We start from the raw sequence: 20,409 nt of genomic DNA, 5'->3' as shown, positions 1-20,409 counted from the left end.
TAACATTAAAGAGGAGGGAGGATGCCTCCCCCTCTTTAATGTTATATATTTTTAGCAGGGAAGGAGCCAAAAATGAGACAGGATAAGAATAGCAGAATCATTATATTTACATTTTTAATTATACCCGTTATCCACCTCTTGATTTTTTCGTATATTCCAATATTCACCAATTTCTACTGGAGTCTTACGAACTATAAGGGTGTAGGTACCCCTAAATTTATCGGGCTAAAAAACTACCAACGTATTTTTACAGATCCACAATATCTTAAAGTATTCAAAAATTGTCTTTGGTACATGGTTGTAGCTATACCACAACTGATTTTTGCATTCGGTTTGGCGATTGTAGTAAACGGAAAATTCCGTGGACTTAATGTATTTAAATCTATTTTAATTATTCCTTATTTACTTAATGGTGTTATTGTATCTACGATTTTTATTATCTTCTTTAATAACTCAGGTACGTTAAATACATTATTAGGTTATTTAGGAATAGATGGACCACAATGGTTACAGAATTTAAAATTAGTTAATCCATCTATAGCTTCTATTAGTATTTGGCGTTATTATGGTATGAACTTTATTATGTTCTTTGGCGCTTTGCAGACTATACCATCTGAATTATATGAAGCAGCAGCAGTAGATGGTTGTACAAAATGGCAAGAAATTAAATATATATCTATTCCATTTATTAAAAATGTATTATTTATCAATATTTTATTGAGCATTTCTGGCTCTATTCAAGTATTTGAAATACCTTATATTATGATGAATGGTTCTAATGGAACAGTTACACCTGTTATTCAAATCCAACAGAGTGCATTCTCAGATAGTCGTTTAGGATTTGCAGCAGCTTTATCTGTTGTTGTATTCTTTGTTGTAGTACTGGCAGTACTATTACAAAATATAGTAACTAAGAGAGGAGAGGAATAGAATGATACAAGAAAGTAAAGGATTTAAAGTATTCCGTTATCTGTTTTTAATATTGTCAGCATGTTTTGTTATTATTCCAATCATTCCACTCATCTTTATGGCCTTTAAAACTGGTACCGAATATGCAACGACAAGTGTACTTCAAGGACCTGTAAATTGGTTTAATAGTTATAACTTTAAATATGCCATAAAAGTAGGTAATCTTGGAAAAGCACTTGTTAATACCGCTATTATTTTAGGCGTTTCATTAACTATTCAAATCATGTTTACAACTATGGTCTCTTATGTGCTCCATCGTTTTGAATTTAAATTGAAGAAATTAATCATGGCGCTATTTACCATGACTATGTTCATTCCTCTTGTAACAACGCAAACAGTAGTGTTTCAAATTATGTATAAGCTTAAATTAGTAAATAAAATGCCTAGTGTTATTATTTTATATTCTGGTGTAGGTATTATAGGTATTTATATTATGTTTAATTTACTTGATTCTTTATCAAGTGAATTAGATGAAGCAGCTTTAATTGATGGAGCGAATTATTTTACAATTTATGGAAAGATTATTCTTCCGCTTCTAAAGCCAGCTTGTACAACGCTTTTAATCTTGAATGGAATTGGATATTATAATGATTTCTACGTTCCAAATCTTTATTTAAGAAAAGATGTACAGACCTTTACCGTAGCACTTTATAAATTCTTTGGTAATACGGCAACACCGTTTGAAATTGTAGCAGCGGCGATTCTCATTGGTATTATTCCAATAGGTATTGCATATATTTTCTTACAAAAATATATTTTCTATGGATTGGCAGGTGCAGTGAAGTCATGATGAAGGAATCTCTTCTTTATAAGGTAATGTCCGCAATACATGTCATTTTATTCGTAAGTGTTTTATGTTTTGGCATTACGCTTTTATCAGGGACTTTACTTATGATTCCATCTATTGCAGCAGCATTTGTTATTGGGAGAATGATTATTTACAACGAATTTGATATTAATGACAGTATTATTAAAAGTTTTTTTAGAGAATTCAAAAAAGCCTTATGTTTACTTCGCTTTATTCCTGTTAATTTAATTTTGCTATTTAATATTGTAGGAATAATGGTTGCAGTAAAATTAGAGATGACTATGTATGCGGTACTTTGCTTAGTTATAATAGCTCTTTTACTTACTATGATCTTTTATATTGCAGGGTTTTATGTGTTTATAGCTAATAAAATGACATTGGTAGAAGTTGCGTTTTGTATGTTTTATAAGCCAACTTTATTAATCCCGTTATTTAGTGCAATGGTTATTTTTACTTTCTTTTTTCAAGGACTTATTGTAAAAATTTTACTCGCTTCAGGTTTTATATTCTTATTTATTATAGAACTCGTAGTGTTTTTGCATATGCTTTATTACAAGCAATTAAATGGAATAGAAGAAGAAGGAGAATATGCTCAGTTAGTAAAATACGCAATGGGAAAATGTGCTAATTTAGAAATAACACAGAAAAAGTAGGATGAAAATTGACTGAGAGGTAAATTAAAAATGAGTGAATTAAAAATGTTATCACCAGAAGTGAAAAATGTACCTTGGCAAGAAAAGCCAGAAGGGATAGTAGGAGCTCCTATATGGAGATATACAGAAAATCCTATTATCGGAAGAAATCCAGTAAAGGGTGTAGCTAGAATATTTAATAGCGCAGTAATGCCCTATGAAGATGAATTTATTGGTGTATTTCGTGGAGAACAAACCAATGGCATTCCTTATATTTATATGGGAAGAAGTAAAGATGGAATTAAGTGGGATTTTGATGAAAACAAAATACCTTTTATAGATGAAGATGGCAATCCTTTTATGCCAATCTACGCATATGATCCACGTTTAGTCAAAGTTGAAGATACTTACTATATTATTTGGTGTCAAGACTTTTATGGTGCAGCCATTGGAATGGCAAAAACAACAGATTTTAAAACCTTTGTAAGAGTAGAAAATCCATTCTTACCATTTAATCGAAATGCTGTATTATTCCCTAGAAAAATTAATGGCAATTTCATGATGCTATCTAGACCAAGCGATAGTGGACATACACCTTTCGGTGATATATTCTTAAGTGAAAGCCCTGATCTTGTTTACTGGGGAAAACATAGACACGTTATGGGTAAAGGAAAACAATGGTGGGAGTCACTGAAAATTGGTGGTGGTGCAGCTCCTATTGAAACGACTGAAGGATGGCTTTTATTCTATCATGGTGTTTCAGGAACCTGTAATGGCTATGTCTACAGTATAGGTGGTGCTATTTTAGATATAGATAATCCTTCTATTGTAAAATATAGATGTGAAACTTTCCTTCTAACACCAGAAGAATGGTTTGAGGAACGTGGTTTTGTGCCAAATGTTACTTTCCCATGTGCAACAGTTCATGACTCAGCTACTGGAAAAATAGCTATTTATTATGGTGCAGCAGACAGCTATGTAGGGCTTGCTTTTACAAAGCTTGAAGAAATTGTTGATTATATTAAAGAACATAGTGTATTAACTGAAGAAGATAAAGAGATTGGAAAGCGTTAATAGCAATAAATAATAGTATTTTTATTATAGAAAAGCATAAAAGATAACCTTGTGATTAAATGTGAGATACACTGAAGGTTGCTTTTATGCTTTTTTGTTTTTGAAAATCAAAAGAGATATATATTATTAGGCATAAATGAGATAGTACTAGAATAAACTAATCAAGTGGGGAGAAAAAGGCTTGGGTTTAGTTTTAAGAAGTGAAGTATCTTGAAAAATGAAATTGTGCAATATACACCTAGAAACAACGAAATATAAAATATATTTGTGAAAAATAAATAAATATAAAAAATAAAAATGTTAACTAAGTAGAAAAAATAAATAAAACTTTTAAAATTTTAACTCATATAGTATAATATATGTATAAAAGATATTATACACCTGCATATTAATTAAGGGGGGTGGGATTATGTATAATATGATTAAAGAAAGGTTTACTAGGAAATTTCCATCAGCAGAAAACTTACTTAATGAAGAAGACCTATTTATAGGTAACAAGAAAACAATTCCTGCTAGAGAATGGCTGCTTAAGGTGGTCATGCAAGAAAATGAAGATGGGCCCTATGTAGAATATTATGCAATCCATGGGACAGGGGGGCATTTACATGAGCGCATTTACAGTAATGGGAAAGAAGAACAGCTAGAAGTACTTAGGCAGTATATAGCTTATTCACCGAATATACCAGGAGATCGTGAAAGAAGCGCAAAGGATTGTGAAAATTTCAACAGACAATTGATGTGTGAACTTAGAAAGCAAGGACTCATGTAATTAAAAATAAGTATAAAATCCACTCTTAATAGAGTGGATTTTATTGGTTAATAAGATCTTTGCTAAAGCCAAACAACATAGTCCGTGTGGTTAATAACCACCTATAAGGTGAGGTATCGCTAAAGCACTATAAAATAAAGAGGTTTGCTTCATTTTATAATAGTAGTATAAGTAAATCTTCTGTAAACCATACTAGGAAAATAATACTGAATAAAATCTTAATAAAAAAACATAAAAAATGAAAAAAACACTTGCATTATGACAAGTAATAGGATATACTACAAAAGTGCTTGAGGCACAGAAAAAATATGGCGGAATAGCTCAGTTGGCTAGAGCACACGGTTCATACCCGTGGTGTCATGGGTTCAAATCCCTTTTCCGCTACTATGGTCGCTTAGCTCAGCTGGGAGAGCACCTGCCTTACAAGCAGGGGGTCATAGGTTCGAGCCCTATAGCGACCATTTCTTAAAAGAAGAGCTATAAAACTTTAAAGTTTTATAGCTCTTCTTTTTTTGCTGCTTGTAAAGTAAAATAGAGGTAGAGATATATGAAGAATGAAGAGAGATGTATGAACGCTTACCTTATACATTGATACCTTTTATTATATGCTAAGCATATTGGAATAGGCATAATTTAATCTATATCTATAGTAGTATAGCTTATAAATTGTAGTGTAAGTTAAATGTGAAGTGAATAAAAATGAGGAGGGAAAGGAAATGAAAAGAATCGTTGGAGTAAGAACGATTAAAACAGGTTTAGGTGCCAGTATTGCTATGGTTATAGCAGACCTTATAGGACTTAAATATATGGCTTCAGCAGGTATTATTACCATTTTAAGTATACAGAGTACTAAGAAAGAATCTATGCAAATAGCAGTTAGAAGATTTATTGCTACTTGCGTAGCTTTATTGATAGGAAGTATTTTATTTCAGATTTTAGGTTTCAGACCTTATGTATTTGGATTATATCTAGTGTTCTTTATTCCTATAGCTGCTAGATTTAAGATGACAGAAGGAATTGTACCAGCCTCTGTTTTAGTAACGCATTTATTAGGGGAACAAAGTACAAGTATCAGTTTAATAGGCAATGAACTTTTATTAATGATTGTTGGTGCGGGAGTTGCTTTAGTGCTTAATTTATATATGCCTAGTATAGAAACCGAACTTTTAAAGGATAAACGTGCGATTGAGGAAGAGATGTATCAACTTTTTACATATATGGCTGATACCTTAGAGGAGAAAGCTACTACTATAGAAACAGATAAAATACTTGAACAGCTACAAATGCATCTTTCCAATGGAGAAAAGAGGGCACATCGTAATGCCAATAATTATTTTTTAAATTTTGATTCGCCATATGAGAAATATTTCAACATGCGAAGTAGTCAGTTTCAGGTACTTCAATATATGTTAAGACACTTTACACATTTATTTATGAATGTAGAGCAAGGCTATGAGGTAGCAGCTTTTACAAGACGAGTAGCAGATTCTGTTAAAGGAAAGATTGTGGTAGAAGTGCTATTAGATGAATTAGACGCTTTAAAAGAAGGTTTCAAGCAAAGCGTACTTCCTAGTTCAAGAGAAGAGTTTGAAAATAGAGCCATGCTTTATCAATTTTTAAATGATATGGAACACTTTTTAGATATTAAAAAAGCTTTCAAGGATAAATTAAACGATAAAGAAAGAAAAGAATATAATAGTTACTACGATTTAACTTAAGCATTCGACAAGATAAAAAGCAGTATCAAGTGGAGAAAAGCTTTTCCTGGGAAATACTCACCCTTTCGTTTGTAAATCAATAAAATATGTCGCAAAATTTTATGTGTTGCTTACCAAATATTTACAAAAATCTAATCCTACTGTTTGTATAATTAATATTGCTGCAGGAGGGAGAGATTAAGTTGATTAATACAGAAGAGAAAAAAAAGATAGCAGTAAGTGAATTATTAAAAGGGATTAATTGGATGACAGTAATGCTATGTTGCATGGCATTTTTTATGGGGAGAATCCAGTTGTTTGGTGGCTTTTATACCTTGGGCATTGCTTATGTTGGAGCAATGTATCTGAACAAGCAAACGAGAAGATGGGGAGCTGTATTAGGTATTCTGGGGTTATTATCAGTTGGGAAATTAGATACCATCTTAGTTAGGTATATTCTTATTCTTTTACTTTTAATGGGCTTTCGCATGGGAATGCAGTTTTTTGGTAGTGAGTGTAATACAAAGAATCAAACTGTTTTAACGGGATTAAGTACATTTATTATTTCCTTGATGTCACTTCTTATAGGACAAGCTACGATCTATAGCATGGCAGTATGTTTACTAGAGACAGCAGTGGCTATGGGATTGGTAACTATATTAGCTTATAGTATCCAAGTCTTAGATAAGAAAAGGACAACTCCTTTAACTCAAAACGAAATGGCTAGTATGAGTTTCCTAATAGCGGGGCTCTTAGGGGGGATGATGGATTTTTATATGATAGTACCCTTTTTTGAGAGAGTTTACTTCAAGGATGTTTTTATATTTATTTTAATTCTTTCTGTAATTTTCCTAGGGGGAATGAGCAGTGGGATTATTATGACTTTAATCATTAGTACCGTCTTAGTAGTTATTGGTTATATGCCTACACAGTTTGTAGCGATTTACTTATTTGCAGCACTCATTGGCGGCTTATTTTATTTTTTGGATCGAGTAGGGATTGTTTTTGCTGCAGGTTTAGGTTTGCTTTTAGGCTTTGCTTTATTTAATCAAAGGGTGATTGACTTACCTATTGTAGGGGCTTATGTGGGAGCAGTGGTGATGAGTTTGTGCATTCCTAGAAATTATCTTGGACTAGGAGACTGGTTTGGCTATGGTATAGATGTGGATGAGGAAAAGCACCTGATACATGTTCAAACCATTATTACTGAGAGGTTGAATCATTTCTCAAAAGCCTTTAATGACTTAAGTAAGACTTTTGAGCGTATATCGGATAAAGAAGTTCATTTTGGACAAGCTGATATTCAAAATATGATAGAAGATACAGGAGAATGTATTTGTCAAAAATGCTCTATGAACCATTTTTGCTGGCAGGATTATATTAAAGATACCTATGCTTCTAGCTATGATATGTTAGATACCATAGAGAAAAAAGGCTGTATTACAGTAGCAGATATCCCTGTAAAATTTAAAAATGCCTGTATTAACGCAGAAAGCTTTGCCTTTACTTTAGGCTTTAAAATGGACCTACTTAAATTGAAACGCCAATGGCAAAAGCGTTTTGTGGAAACTAGGGGGCTTATTAGTCAGCAGTTTGAAGCCGTTTCTGAAAGTATTGAAAAACTCTCTTCTAATATTCAAAGTGAGTTTTACTTTAATAAAGAAGATGAACGAAATATTAGGGAGCATTTACATATGAAGGGCATTCGAACCAAAGATATCATGGTACTAGAAAATAATGGCCGTAAAGAAGAGATTCATATTTATGTCCATTATAAAGGGGAAATGGATCTCAAGGAGCGTTTAATACAAGGGATTCAAGAAGCTTTAGACTTAAAAGTGGATGTCATTAAATATGAGTATCATATAGAAGATAAATATTGTTATTTTAAATTAGGTATTAGAAAGCAGTTTAACATTACTGCAGGTGCTGCAGTAGCAGCTAAAGGAGACATATCAGGAGATGTGTATAGCTTTATGGAGCTTACAAGTGGCAAATACCTTTTAGCCCTAGCTGATGGTATGGGCAGTGGTAAACTTGCTAATGAAGAAAGTACAGCTACCATCGAGCTGTTAGAAAGCTTTATGGAGTCAGGCTTTAAAAATGAAGTTGCCGTTAAAATGATTAACTCAGCCCTAGTATTAAAATCAGATATAGATAACTTCTCTACCATGGATATTACCTTGGTAGATGAATATACAGGCATCGCTGAATTCCTAAAACTAGGAGCATCTACGAGCTTCTTAGTACGAGATGAAGAAGTAACCACCATTAAAGCAAGTAGTTTACCTATTGGCATTTTGGACCGCGTTGATATTGTAAGCTGTAAGAAGCAGCTTAAAGATGGTGACATGGTGATCATGGTGACAGATGGTATTTTAGAAAGTAAAAATGACTTCCTTAATAAAGAAGAAACCTTTAAACACTTTATAAGAGAAGCAAAAAGTAATAATCCTCAATATTTAGCAAGTTATTTGCTAGAGAAGACAAGGAATCTTCTAGCTGGGGAAGAAAATGATGATATGACTATTATTGTAGCGAGAGTTTGGAAACAATGTTAATAAAAAGCCGTTATAAGAGGAAGAGATAAAGTTCCTTTTATAACGGCTTTTATATTGAAAATTTTTCTGGAAATATATATTGAGAATTGAAATAAGTATAATTTGATGAAAATATTGGATTTAAGACAAAAATATGATAAAATATTTAGAAAATACTTGCAAAAGGGGAAAATATGAAAAAGCATTGGGGAGTTTTCTTATTAAGTGTCTATTGTATGGGGATACTAGTACAAGCAGAAACATATACATATGATGATTTGAATCGTCTTACAAAAGTTACATATGAGTCTGGGGTTGTAATAGAATACACATATGATCAAGCGGGCAATATTATAGGGGTTACTACTACAGGGGGAACTAAAAAAGAGGATAGTAATAGCGGAAATAATGGAAACCAAGGTAATAACAATGAAGGTAGTGGGAATAGCGGAAACCAGGGAAATAACAACGGAAATAATGAGGGGAATGGAAACCAGGGTAATAACAATGGAGGTAGTGGGAATAGCGAGAACCAAGGTAATAACAACGGAAATAGTGGGGGGAGTGGAAACCAAGGTAATAACAATGGGAATAGCGGAGGCCAGAGTAATGGCAATGGAAATAATGGGGGTAATGGAAACCAAGGTAATAACAACGGAAATAGTGGGAACAGTGGAAACCAGAATAATAATAACGAAAACAATGGAAATGGTCCCAAGTATACTAAACTACTCTTTACATTAAAAAATAAAGTATTAGAAATTGATGATCAGAAGATAGAGATGGATGCTTCTGTGTTTGTATCAAAAAATAATCGTTTAATGGTTCCTATTAGATACATTACTTATGTACTTAATATTTCACCTGATCAAATTATATGGGATAAGAATAATAAGCAAGCAGTCATTCAAGGAGAAAAGCAGATTAAAATAGGCATCAATAAAGATTACATGCTTGTAAATGGGGAACAGGTGAAGCTTAGTGAGAAAGCTCAAGTTATAGATGGCAGGACGTATTTGCCTATTGGAGATATATGTAGGGCCTTTGAATTGAAGTACAGTTGGGATAATACATTAAAACAACTACTTATTTATTAGAAAAACTAGATAGGGTTTAAAAATAAGATAATGAATTATAAGGGGAAAAATAATGAAAATGCAAAAAAGAGTAATTTGTATCATGCTAACTATTATCTTACTTTTACAATATACTTATGGAGAAAAGACTATTGATATAACAAATAATGATATTGGTATAAAAGCAACACAGGGGGATGTTACAACTACCACAGCATCTGCATTACAGATAAATCAATTAAGTGAGTATATACCTAAATTAGGTATCCAAGTTAACTTTAATGCTCCAGGATGGAATGTGTTTGATGATGATAATAAAAATATCTGGTATGAAAATATGGATGATTGGCATAATGGTGACCATGGAAATTTCTTAAATGGAGGAACACGTAATTCAAGAACAGGCAAGGAGGGGAGAGCGAGGTTTAATTTTATAGGATCTCAATTTATACTTGCTGTACAGAGCCATTATGGCAGAAATCAAGGGGTTCAAGTTATTATTGATGGAGAACTGGTTGATACTATTCCATATGTGGGAAACTATGGATGGGGACATACAATATATTATATTTGCCCCCAGTTATTCAGTGGTGAACATTCAGTAGAACTAAATATGCCAGCAAGCAATACTTATATGATGCTTGATATTATACAAGTTAATGAAAACGGTACAATTAAGCCGTATGAATTAATAAATAAGGATAAGTATTACTATGAAAGCTCAGATGAAAGTAATGAAAATGTATATAATGCTATTGTAAATAAAAAGGAGCAGATAGATGCTTTAGGAATTGAAGAGATAAATATTACATGGTCAACAAATTATTATAAGTATGAGGAACCATGGTCTATTCTAACAGAAGATTCACAAGGAGCATTTTTTACAACATTTGCCAGTATTGATTATGTAAAAGATGGAAGTCCAAGACATGAAAATTTTGCTGTATGGAATGAGGGATATTGGAAAAAAGGAAATAGTGTAGAGGGAGAAAATGGGGACTTTATTAGTGCATGGGCAGGTGGAGATGTTATATCAAGGGCTATTAGTCGCCCGAACTCTTATTTTATTCCTAAAGAAACAGATGAATTTAGCATCTATAGTATTTTGCCGGAAATTATAAATATTAAGTTTAATAGTGAAGGGATAATTAACTATAAACGAGGAACTAAGGTTAATGAACCTTTACCGGTAACTACATTATTAATAAAAGAGCAGAAAGATTATAGTATTAAGTTACAGTGGTATAAGCCATATACGAATCTTCCAATAGAAAGCTATAAGATATATCGAAATGGTGTAGAAATAGAGGAAACTCAAGAAAACACCTTTAAAGATACTAATATTGATTATCAGACCCTCTATAATTATACAGTTGCTGCAATTTATGAAGGGGAGATACAATCTGAAAATGGTAATCAAGTAAATACCATTATTATGGAACCCTATATTTCACAAGTGACTCCAACTAATCAAAGTACTATTGGTGGTGATAGTGTAAACTTTAAGATAAATTATATGACTAATAATAGTTTAGAGGAATGCAATTTAAAAGTGGAATATACTAATGAGAGTGAGTATTATAGTATTCCAGAGGAAAATATCAAGGGGAGCCAGATAGAAGGAGGTATTAGCTATAGTGCTATATGGGATTTAGAGGATATTATAAGTGGGAATTATGTAGTTAGAATAAGCATGGAAGATGAAAGAGGTATTCACATACTTAAAGAATTAAACTATGTAGTTGATACGACAAAACCTTCTCAAGTAATCAGCTTAAAAGCTGAACCGGGAGAAAAACAAATTGAAATTAGTTGGCAAGAAATTGATGATGATAGTATTGCTTATTATGAAATACATAGATCAGAAGTAAGAGATGGAGTATATACTAAGTTAGCTACAATTGAAACGGGAAAGGCTAATAGTTATTTGGATAAGGCTATAGAAGCAGAGAAAGAATATTACTATAAATTATATACTAAAACACGGTTTGGCATTATAGGAGAAGCAAGTGAATCTATAATGGCTATAGCTTTGAAAGATACAACTCCACCAGAGGTAATAGGGATAGTCCCTTCTAATAAAAGTAAAATAGGAAAAGAAGTTGTTGTTACTGTAAGAACACAGGATAATATCGGTATTAAAAGTACTACCTTACAATATTTAAATGAAGAAGGCAAATGGATAGAGATCGATACAGTTTCTAATCAATCAGAAGCTATATTTAGTTTCACAAATCCGAAAAAGGAAGGTACTTTAACTATTAAGGCAATTGCTACAGATACTTCTGATAACACTAATATAGAAGAAGTTATAAGAACATATACGATTGTTGCGCCTAATTGTCAAACAATTACCTTTAATACAGTAGAAACTTCAAGTACACAAATGATGTTAAAATGGGATAAACTTGATATTGAGGATTTCGAAAAATTTATAGTTTATTTAAAAAATCCGCAAGATGGAAGTCTTATTACTAGTATTGAGACGGGCAATGTATTAGGAACTAATATAAGTAATTTAGTGCCACAAACAGATTATCTTGTACAAGTTATAGGATACGACATATGGAAAAATGAAGCAGGTATATCAGAAGAACTTTGTATACGCACGACTAATGATGGTGAAATACCTTGTATCACAGCAATTTCTCCAAGTTCTAGTAGATTGAATAAAGAAGTAAACATTTCTATACAGGCAGAAGATAATCATGCATTACAGAATATTATCTTTCAGTATTCTTTAGATTGTTTAAACTGGCAAGAGTTTGCTAGTACAAATATTAATAATGAAAAAAAGGCTCAAGCTAGTGCTACACTATCCCTACTAAGTTTTAATGAAGGAAGTATATTTATAAGAGGGATTGCTGTAGATAATGAAGGAAATAGGAGTATAGAGAATGAACAGGCGTCATTTGTAGAATATGTTGTAGATCGTACAGCGCCACAGGTGCCACTAGGGCTAAAGGTGGAAGAAGATGTTGAAGGAATAGTATTAACTTGGTTGCAAGGTCAAGAAGAAGATATAGTAGGCTACGATGTCTATAAATATGATGAGAGAGAAGCTACATATAAGCAAGTAGCTGCTAATTTACAAGCGCTTTATTATAGAGAACCAGATAAAAAACCTAAACAGAATTATAAGTATAAAATCAACTGTATAGATAGCGCAGGAAATCGTAGTGAATTTTCAAAGGAAGTAGAAATAATAGCTTCTAATGATATTCAGGCACCGACTATTACAAGTATTGCACCAAGTAACAATGCTAAAATAGCTATTAATCCAACTATAAGTGTAGCTATATATGATAATTATAAGTTGGGGCAGGTGGTATTAGACTATCAAAAGCAAGGAGAACTGGAATGGAATAATATCGACACCATAGCGACTGATGAAAAATCAGGTATATTTGAATTTAAGTGGGAAACAGATAAACTTGAAAGTGGTATTTATAATCTACGTTGTTATGCAATAGATTCAACAGGAAATAGAAGTATAGATATGAAGGTATCGTATGAGTTAAATACAGGGAAGTTGCCAGCACCAACGATAAGTGGACAGCCAGGACCATGGCAGGTACAACTTAATTGGAAAGTAGAGCAAGATGCCCATTTAATTCGAAGCTATAAAATATATAGAAAAGAAGGGCTAAATGGAGATTTTACATTAATCGCTCAAACTGAGCAAGTTGAATATATAGATAAAATGATTTCGCCCAAAAAAGCCTACACGTATAAAATAACGGCTAGGGATATTTATGGTAGAGAGAGCAATAGTAATGAAATAACAGTTATTCCACTAGCTCAAGACCCCTATGCACCAACAGCTAGACTAGGATATAGTATGGCAGCAATGACAGGAAGAGCAGTGGTATTTGATGCTTCGTTATCAAGTGATAATGATGAGATTGTGAGTTATAAATGGGACTTTGGTGATGGTAAACAAGGAGCAGGAATAGCTCCGAAACATGTATTTGAAGAAGAAGGTGTCTATGAAACTAGGTTAACCGTACAAGATGCTTATGGTAATACAGATTCAGCAAGTATAAATGTCTATGTTTATTCAGCACATTTAACAGGAGAAATTCGTTTAAAAGTGTTAGATCAAGAAACAGGACTACCTATTCCGAATGCTTTAGTATATGTTGATGCACCCAGTATCAGATCAGAAGATTTAATTATCTTACGAGCAGATCAATCAGGAATGGTATCTATTTACCAAAGAGATGGAAACTATAATATTGCTGCCTATGCTACTAATTACTTACCTAAAGAAGTGAATATGAAGGTAGCGAGAGGAAGAGTAAGTGAACAAACGATTCGTTTACCGAAAGGTGAGCCTATTATTGGAGATATCCAAGTTCATAAAATGACCATGGAAGAAATGCAAGAGGCAGGTATAGATCTTTCAAATCCAGACAATCAACACTCTTTTAGTTTTAATATTCATTTAACATTTCAAGAATTAGATTTACCTATTATTTGTAATTCAAAAGGAGAAATAATATATCATGGTAGTACTAATGAGAGTGGAGGAGGAGGTGGCGCTAATGCTAGTAATTATGTAGTAGGTCCCCTAAGAAATTATTCCGGAAATGCTAGTACTTCAACATATATACAAGCTATACCGGCCCCCGAGGGGAGTAATGAGCCACCAGCTATTTCTACTATTACAGTACCTCAGAAAATAAGTTGGCTAAAAGAATTCTTTAATGTGTCTGTAACTGTGCAAAATGTGTGTGATTCACAATTTGTAGTTCAAGATTCTACTATAGAAATTCAATTACCGCCAGGACTCTCTCTAGTTCAAATGCTAGGTGGTAACAAAAGTGTAGTAGATGACCAAGGAAATCAAATGGCAGAAGTAAAACTAGATGACTTAGCAGGGGGCGAAAAAGCAGAATATAGCTGGTTTGTAAGAGGAGATAGTCCCGGTGAATATAATATTGATGTTAATTATAATGGTATGCTCATGCCATTCAGAAAGAAGATTAGCGCAATATTTAGAACATCTGAACCTGTAACTGTGTCTAAGCCAGGAGGACTAGCAGTTAACGTACAAGTAGAAGATGCAGCATATACCGGTGTACCCTATTATGTTTATTTCCAAATTATTAATACTAGCTCAGAGCCTATTTATAATTTACAATGGATGACCGGAACTGAGCAATCAAGTGCCATTGGAACGTATTGTATGGGAGGTTATTTAGACTGGGCAGGTGAGAACGATAGATCTAATCAAGTAGGAAAAGAATATGATGAATTTTCAAGCCAAGAAGGCGAGAAAATGAAGATAGATAAAGTCCATATCCCAGATTTAGATATTCATGATTTTGCTAATATAGAAGGTATTGAAGAGAGTGATAAAGCTATAACTGTAGAAGTACTTGAACCTGGAGAAAGTATATATTTAGTATACAATAATAGTATAGGTGCACCAGATGGAAAATATAATAAGCTTATTGAGGCCTATGTAACTTCTCAGTCCATGGACATTCCGGTAAGTATTTCTGTTATTCCAGCACATAATCCACAATACCGCATAGCAGAGCCAGAATTAGTGGAAGACCCAGTTAACGTTGTTACAGGAGGACAAGAGACTACAAAAACACTAATGGCGCTTCAAGGTTTAGGACAAGTTACTTTCGAAGCTTATTATTCATCATTAACGCCAGAAGAACAGGGAGAAGACGAAACACCTGAACAAATGGGGCCAGGGTGGTACCATAACTATGAAATGAAGTTAGAACAAATCGAAGGCAATACAAAGGTATTAGTACTTCACTTGTCACCAGTTAATGTACTTTTTCTTTTTGATAAGAGTGGAAATGGTATATATACCTCTAATTCACCAGACTTAAAAGATGTACAGTGTGTCAAGTCAGGAGAACAGTATATTTATACAGATGTTAATAAACAGGAATTTACCTTTAATAATAAAGGTAGACTCACCAGTATTCAACCTAAGGGTGGAAGTATTTTAGACTTAAGCTACAAAGATGACGTTCTTTCTTCTGTATCTGAAAGAAATAGCAATATTAGATTAACCTTTAATTATGATGGACAAACACTTTTAAGAAGTGTAACAGACCGAGTAGGCAGAATAGTTCAGTTTGATTATAATTCTGACCGTCAGCTAGTAAGTATGACAGATATGAATGGAAAGACTGAAACTTATACTTATACAGGTAAATATCACATTCATACAATGACCAATGCAGAGGGCATTACCTATTTGACGAATACTTATGATGAAAAAGGAAGGGTACTTATTCAAGATGATGCTAGGTCAGGTAATGAACTTGCTACTTTTACTTATGATGATAAAAGCTTCTGGAGATATATAGTAACAGTAAAAAATAGACTAGGTCATAATAAAACTTATGTTTATAATCGAGATGGCCTTCTCATTATGGAAACAGAAGAAGTAAGTGAAGCAAGAACAAAGGTAAGAACATTAACTTATGATAGCAAAGGTAATCAGGTATCTGACACCAATGGAGATGTTGAAGTAACCTATGAGTATAATGGGAATAATCAGGTTACTAAAATAACTGATCCAGAAAATACAGTTACATATATGGCTTATGATGGCAATGGAAATGTAACCAGTATTGTTAATGAAGAAGGAGAAGCTTCTTACTTTACCTATAATGAAAACAATCAAATATTAACCATGAGGGAACCGTCTGGTAAAGTGACTCAATATGAATATGATGAGTACAGCCGGATTTTATCAGAAGAGGTAGTAGGCTTAGGAAAAATCAAATATGATTACAAAAATGGTTTATTAACAAGTGTTACTGACTCTAGAGGTAATGCGAATCATATGACATATGATGAAGCTGGTAGGCTTAAAACAACTACGGATAGAGAAGGTAATACAACTACTTATGAATATGACCATAAAGGAAACCTATTAAGTCTTACAGATGCATTAGGTTATAAAACTTCCTATACCTATGACAGCAGAGGTAATCAGCTCACTATAACAGGTAGTAAAGGGAACACCGCACACTTTGAATATGATGGTAATAATAATCTGGTTAAAGCCATAGATTGTGAAGGAAATACAATCCACTATATTTATGATGGCAATGATAGACTCATTAAAACTATTTATCCCGATGGTTCTTTTGAATTAAAAGAATATAATTATATAGGAGATCTCATTAAAACCGTAGATACAAAAGGTGCGATAACTGTTTTCCACTATGACACAAGAGGCAGCTTAGATGCAATGACTTTACCAGATGGTGAAAAAGTTATTTATGGCTATTTTAAAAACACAAAATTAAGGACTATGGACACCGTAGGAAAAGGCAGCACCAAATACAGCTATGATAAAGCTTGGAATTTAACAGGTAAGGAAGATGCAGAAGGTCATCTAACACAATACGGCTATGATCAAGCAGGTAATTTGATTTGGAGTAAGGATGGAGAAGGCAACACTAGATCTTATGCTTATGATAATTGGGGACGCCTTGTAAATGAAACTGATGCAAGAGGGTATATGACAAGCTATGCCTATGATTTAAATGATAACTTAACGACAGTAACAGATGCATTAGGTAATGTAACGACCTACACTTATGACAAAGAAGATAGGGTAGTAGCTATTACAGATGCAAATGGCAACACAACTACCTTTAAGTATGATGCTTTAGGACGTTTAATAAGTGCTACTGATTCCTTAGGTCGCACTGTGAGAAGAGAATATGATGAATATGGTAATCTCATCAGTGACTTTGATGCTGCTGGGGTTAGATTGTTTACTAATACTTATGATAGCTTGAATAATCTTGTAAGTACCACAGATGCATTAGGATATACTACTAGCAATGTTTACAATCAATTAAATCAAGTGATAGAGGTAGTAGATGCTTTAAATCGTACCACTAAAATAACCTATGATCAGACAGGCAACGTAAGTCAGGTAGAAGATCCTGAAAAAGGCATTTCTAAGGCCATTTATACCTTAGGTGGAAAATTGAAGTCCTATTCAGATCCAGGAGGTGGTGGCTATACTTATACCTATAATCAGTCAGGACAAATGGTAAAAGAGACCACTAGTCTTGGATATAGCCATAGTTATACGTATAATAATATAGATCAACTTAAAAGTAGTACTAATGGTAGAGGGCAAAATACAACCTATGCTTATGATAAAGCAGGCAGAATCACTTCTTTTACAGATGAAGTAGGTAAAGTTAGCTATAGATATGATGCTAATGGCAATGTCCTTCAAGTATTAGATGAGAAAAATAGTATTCAAAGAGAATATGATGCTTTGAATCGTGTCATCAAATATATAGAAGCTAATGGTATGGCTATTAGGTATGAGTATGATGCAGTAGGAAATGTCACCAAAGTGATTTACTCCAATAATAAGGAAGTTAAATATCGCTATAATGCAGTGAATCAAGTAACAGAAGTTGAGGACTGGGCAGGTAGAAAAACCAAGTATAGTTATGATATTAATGGCAGACTAGAAAAAACGATAAGATCAGATGGCAGTGTTCAAATCAATCAGTATGATGCTCTAGGTCAGCTTGTTGGCATTATTGATAAAACGGGTACAGGACAAGTCATTAATAGCTATAGTTACACTTATGATGGAGCAGGCAATATTGTAGAAGAAACCAAAGCACAAGGAGGTGTAAAAGCCTCAGCAGTTGTTTCAGAAACAGTAGCCATGACTTATGATAAAGATAATAGGTTAAGCACTTATAATGGTAAGAAAGTTATTTATGATCAAGATGGTAACTTGACGTATGGTCCACTAAATGGTAAATGGGTAGAATTTGAATATGATGCTAGAAATAGGCTGATTCGAGCAGGAGACACCATCTATGAATATGATGGTGAAAACAATCGTATTGCTGTTATTGAAGAGGGTAAACGAACAGCTTATGTAGTGGATAGCAACTATGAACTGCCTAGGACCATTGCACAAATAGAAGAGGGTGAACCTGTTACATGGTACATCTATGGCAAAGGTTTATTGGCCCAGGAGCAAGGAGATCATTATTTCATTTATCACTTTGATAATAGAGGTAGCACTACAGCACTTACAAATAGTAAAGGCGAAGTAACAGACAGATTTAGTTACACAGCATATGGTGAATTAGTAGATCATCAAGGAAGTAATGATGTTATCTTTAAATACAATGGACGCTCAGGTGTCATAACAGACAGTAATGGTTTATACTATATGTGTACCCGATACTACAATCCAGATATCAAGCGTTTTATGAATGCGGATGTAATAGTAGGTAATGTTTTAGATGGCAGAAGCTTAAATCGTCATGCGTACGTTAATGGTAATCCAATCAACTATAGCGACCCCTTTGGACTAAGCCCAGAAAAAGAAGAAGATGAAGGCATTAATGAGGTCTGGTTAGATGTAGCAGGCTTTATGCCAGTACTTGGAGATATAATAGATGCTGTTAATGCAGTTAATTATTTAAAGGAAGGGGAGTACGGAAAAGCAGCATTCTACTTAGGATGTGTTTTTGGTGCGGACCTAATCTTTAAAGGTGTAAAATACTTAGGCAAAGGCTTAAAAACAGCAGGAAAACTCATATCAGATGTGCTTGGTAAAGTTGGTGCTAAATCTGGTAAAGAGATAGCAAAACAGCTAGCAGAAAAAACAAGCTTTAAAATAGTGGGTTCGGTTACAGAAAATACGGCAGAAAGAACAGTAAGAGAAGCCGGACAGCAAGCAACAGAAAGAAACATAAGAGAAGTAGCACAAACGGCAACAGAGCGAAATATTAAAGAAGCAGTAGAAGATACTGTTGTAGAACAGACGAAAAATGTTAAGTATAAATTAGATTTACAGTTCTTTGCTGATAAGGGTGGCAGATATTCAGGAACTGGTAAGTATGGGGATGTTGGGGGCCATCATGTACATGCAAAGGCTGGTTTTAAAGGAGCTTCTAAATATGACCCTAATGTAGGGTTTTCTATAAGCCAAGATTTTATGGAACGAAATGGACTGAATCATCAAAAGATGACATCAAAACAACGTGAGTTATTTAAAGAGTTATATGAAAGCGGTAGACCCAACACATTGGATGAACATACAAGGATTGCTCGAGAGGCTTTAAAAGCAGGTGGCGCAGGTGATAGTCTTATAAATGACTTGCTAGAAGATTCATTATCAAATTTAGCTGGACAAGGTGTAAAGCAACCAACTAGAATACCATGGTATTCAAAATAATAAAAGAATGGAGATTTAGGTATGAGTGATGTGTTAAGTAGGTTTGGAGAAATATTAATAAGTGATGTTAGAGATAGGACTATACGCAGTTATGATATGAGAATAAATGGTAAAATGAAAGATGAAAGTTCTCAAAAATTATATTCTGAAGTTGAACAGTTAGACATTACACAACGCCAGTTGATAGAAAGAATTGTTCCTCAAATTGTAGATTTAAGTATTCATAATATGCTATGTATGTTAGAAGAGCATTCAAATATTGATATGCAAATTGAGGGAGAAAGTATTTCTGAAATAAGTGATGGGTTGTCTGGAGAATTGTATACTGAAGATGGGTGGATACAACGGTTCTCAAATCAACGATACGAAGAAATTTGATTTAATTATGATTATACTTTAGGACTCACTAATCAACTCTCGTCTCTGTAAATTAATCGAAATGGCGCTCACCGAAGGTAATGTAACCCATAAAGATTAATTAAAAGACTTTAGTGTGAAATTTCCCATCTAGGTATACTTTCGGTCAGAATGGAAAATGAAAAGTTAATATTAAGTTCTAAAACGCTAATATAAACTCACTCTTAGCAACTATGAAAAAAGTTGCGAAAGGGTGTGTTTTATT

At 33.5% G+C, this 20,409-nt stretch carries 10 protein-coding genes and 2 tRNA genes; all 12 read left to right on the top strand.

What is annotated here, in order from left to right; all coding sequences use genetic code 11:
• Positions 1 to 72 precede the first annotated feature (72 nt).
• The 12 genes from EKH84_RS20545 to EKH84_RS20490 all read left to right on the top strand — a co-directional run bounded on the left by EKH84_RS20545 (position 73) and on the right by EKH84_RS20490 (position 20,165).
• Positions 73 to 930, top strand: coding sequence for a carbohydrate ABC transporter permease (locus tag EKH84_RS20545; protein WP_127067737.1), 858 nt, complete (start codon positions 73 to 75; stop codon positions 928 to 930).
• 1 nt (position 931) lies between these two features.
• A complete protein-coding gene (locus EKH84_RS20540; RefSeq protein ID WP_127067736.1) occupies positions 932 to 1,759 on the top strand; it encodes a carbohydrate ABC transporter permease in 828 nt (275 codons plus the stop codon).
• A complete protein-coding gene (locus tag EKH84_RS20535; RefSeq protein ID WP_013658368.1) occupies positions 1,756 to 2,430 on the top strand; it encodes a hypothetical protein in 675 nt (224 codons plus the stop codon). The genes EKH84_RS20540 and EKH84_RS20535 overlap by 4 nt, the downstream gene beginning before the upstream one ends.
• A gap of 30 nt (positions 2,431 to 2,460) precedes the next feature.
• A complete protein-coding gene (locus tag EKH84_RS20530) occupies positions 2,461 to 3,483 on the top strand; it encodes a glycoside hydrolase family 130 protein (RefSeq protein ID WP_013658367.1) in 1,023 nt (340 codons plus the stop codon).
• A 409-nt stretch (positions 3,484 to 3,892) separates the two neighbouring features.
• Entirely contained in the window at positions 3,893 to 4,252 is a 360-nt protein-coding gene (locus EKH84_RS20525) for a hypothetical protein (RefSeq protein WP_127067735.1), read from the top strand.
• Between the two features lie 310 nt (positions 4,253 to 4,562).
• Positions 4,563 to 4,636 (top strand) — tRNA-Met (locus EKH84_RS20520).
• A 4-nt stretch (positions 4,637 to 4,640) separates the two neighbouring features.
• A tRNA-Val gene (locus EKH84_RS20515) sits at positions 4,641 to 4,713 on the top strand.
• Positions 4,714 to 4,968: 255 nt separating this feature from the next.
• A complete protein-coding gene (locus EKH84_RS20510) occupies positions 4,969 to 5,970 on the top strand; it encodes an aromatic acid exporter family protein (RefSeq protein WP_127067734.1) in 1,002 nt (333 codons plus the stop codon).
• A gap of 182 nt (positions 5,971 to 6,152) precedes the next feature.
• Positions 6,153 to 8,510 (top strand): stage II sporulation protein E, encoded by a 2,358-nt coding sequence (spoIIE, locus tag EKH84_RS20505; RefSeq protein WP_127067733.1) that lies wholly within the window; start codon positions 6,153 to 6,155, stop codon positions 8,508 to 8,510.
• A gap of 173 nt (positions 8,511 to 8,683) precedes the next feature.
• Positions 8,684 to 9,586 (top strand): stalk domain-containing protein, encoded by a 903-nt coding sequence (locus EKH84_RS20500; RefSeq protein ID WP_127067732.1) that lies wholly within the window; start codon positions 8,684 to 8,686, stop codon positions 9,584 to 9,586.
• A 52-nt stretch (positions 9,587 to 9,638) separates the two neighbouring features.
• Positions 9,639 to 19,787 (top strand): PKD domain-containing protein, encoded by a 10,149-nt coding sequence (locus EKH84_RS20495; RefSeq protein WP_127067731.1) that lies wholly within the window; start codon positions 9,639 to 9,641, stop codon positions 19,785 to 19,787.
• 21 nt (positions 19,788 to 19,808) lie between these two features.
• Positions 19,809 to 20,165: a hypothetical protein gene (locus tag EKH84_RS20490; RefSeq protein ID WP_013658360.1), complete on the top strand. Its 357-nt coding sequence runs from the start codon at positions 19,809 to 19,811 to the stop codon at positions 20,163 to 20,165.
• The last annotated feature ends 244 nt before the right edge of the window (positions 20,166 to 20,409 follow it).

Source organism: Cellulosilyticum sp. WCF-2 (genome assembly GCF_003990395.1).
Taxonomy (GTDB): Bacteria; Bacillota; Clostridia; order Lachnospirales; family Cellulosilyticaceae; genus Cellulosilyticum; species Cellulosilyticum lentocellum.
The sequence above is the reverse complement of the archived record's forward strand: the minus strand, read 5'-3'. Positions and strand labels throughout refer to the sequence as shown.

Coding starts and splice junctions, on each gene's coding strand:
- EKH84_RS20545 (WP_127067737.1), top strand. CDS start 73: ATGAGACAGGATAAGAATAGCAGAATCATTATATTTACATTTTTAATT.
- EKH84_RS20540 (WP_127067736.1), top strand. CDS start 932: ATGATACAAGAAAGTAAAGGATTTAAAGTATTCCGTTATCTGTTTTTA.
- EKH84_RS20535 (WP_013658368.1), top strand. CDS start 1,756: ATGATGAAGGAATCTCTTCTTTATAAGGTAATGTCCGCAATACATGTC.
- EKH84_RS20530 (WP_013658367.1), top strand. CDS start 2,461: ATGAGTGAATTAAAAATGTTATCACCAGAAGTGAAAAATGTACCTTGG.
- EKH84_RS20525 (WP_127067735.1), top strand. CDS start 3,893: ATGTATAATATGATTAAAGAAAGGTTTACTAGGAAATTTCCATCAGCA.
- EKH84_RS20510 (WP_127067734.1), top strand. CDS start 4,969: ATGAAAAGAATCGTTGGAGTAAGAACGATTAAAACAGGTTTAGGTGCC.
- EKH84_RS20500 (WP_127067732.1), top strand. CDS start 8,684: ATGAAAAAGCATTGGGGAGTTTTCTTATTAAGTGTCTATTGTATGGGG.
- EKH84_RS20495 (WP_127067731.1), top strand. CDS start 9,639: ATGAAAATGCAAAAAAGAGTAATTTGTATCATGCTAACTATTATCTTA.
- EKH84_RS20490 (WP_013658360.1), top strand. CDS start 19,809: ATGAGTGATGTGTTAAGTAGGTTTGGAGAAATATTAATAAGTGATGTT.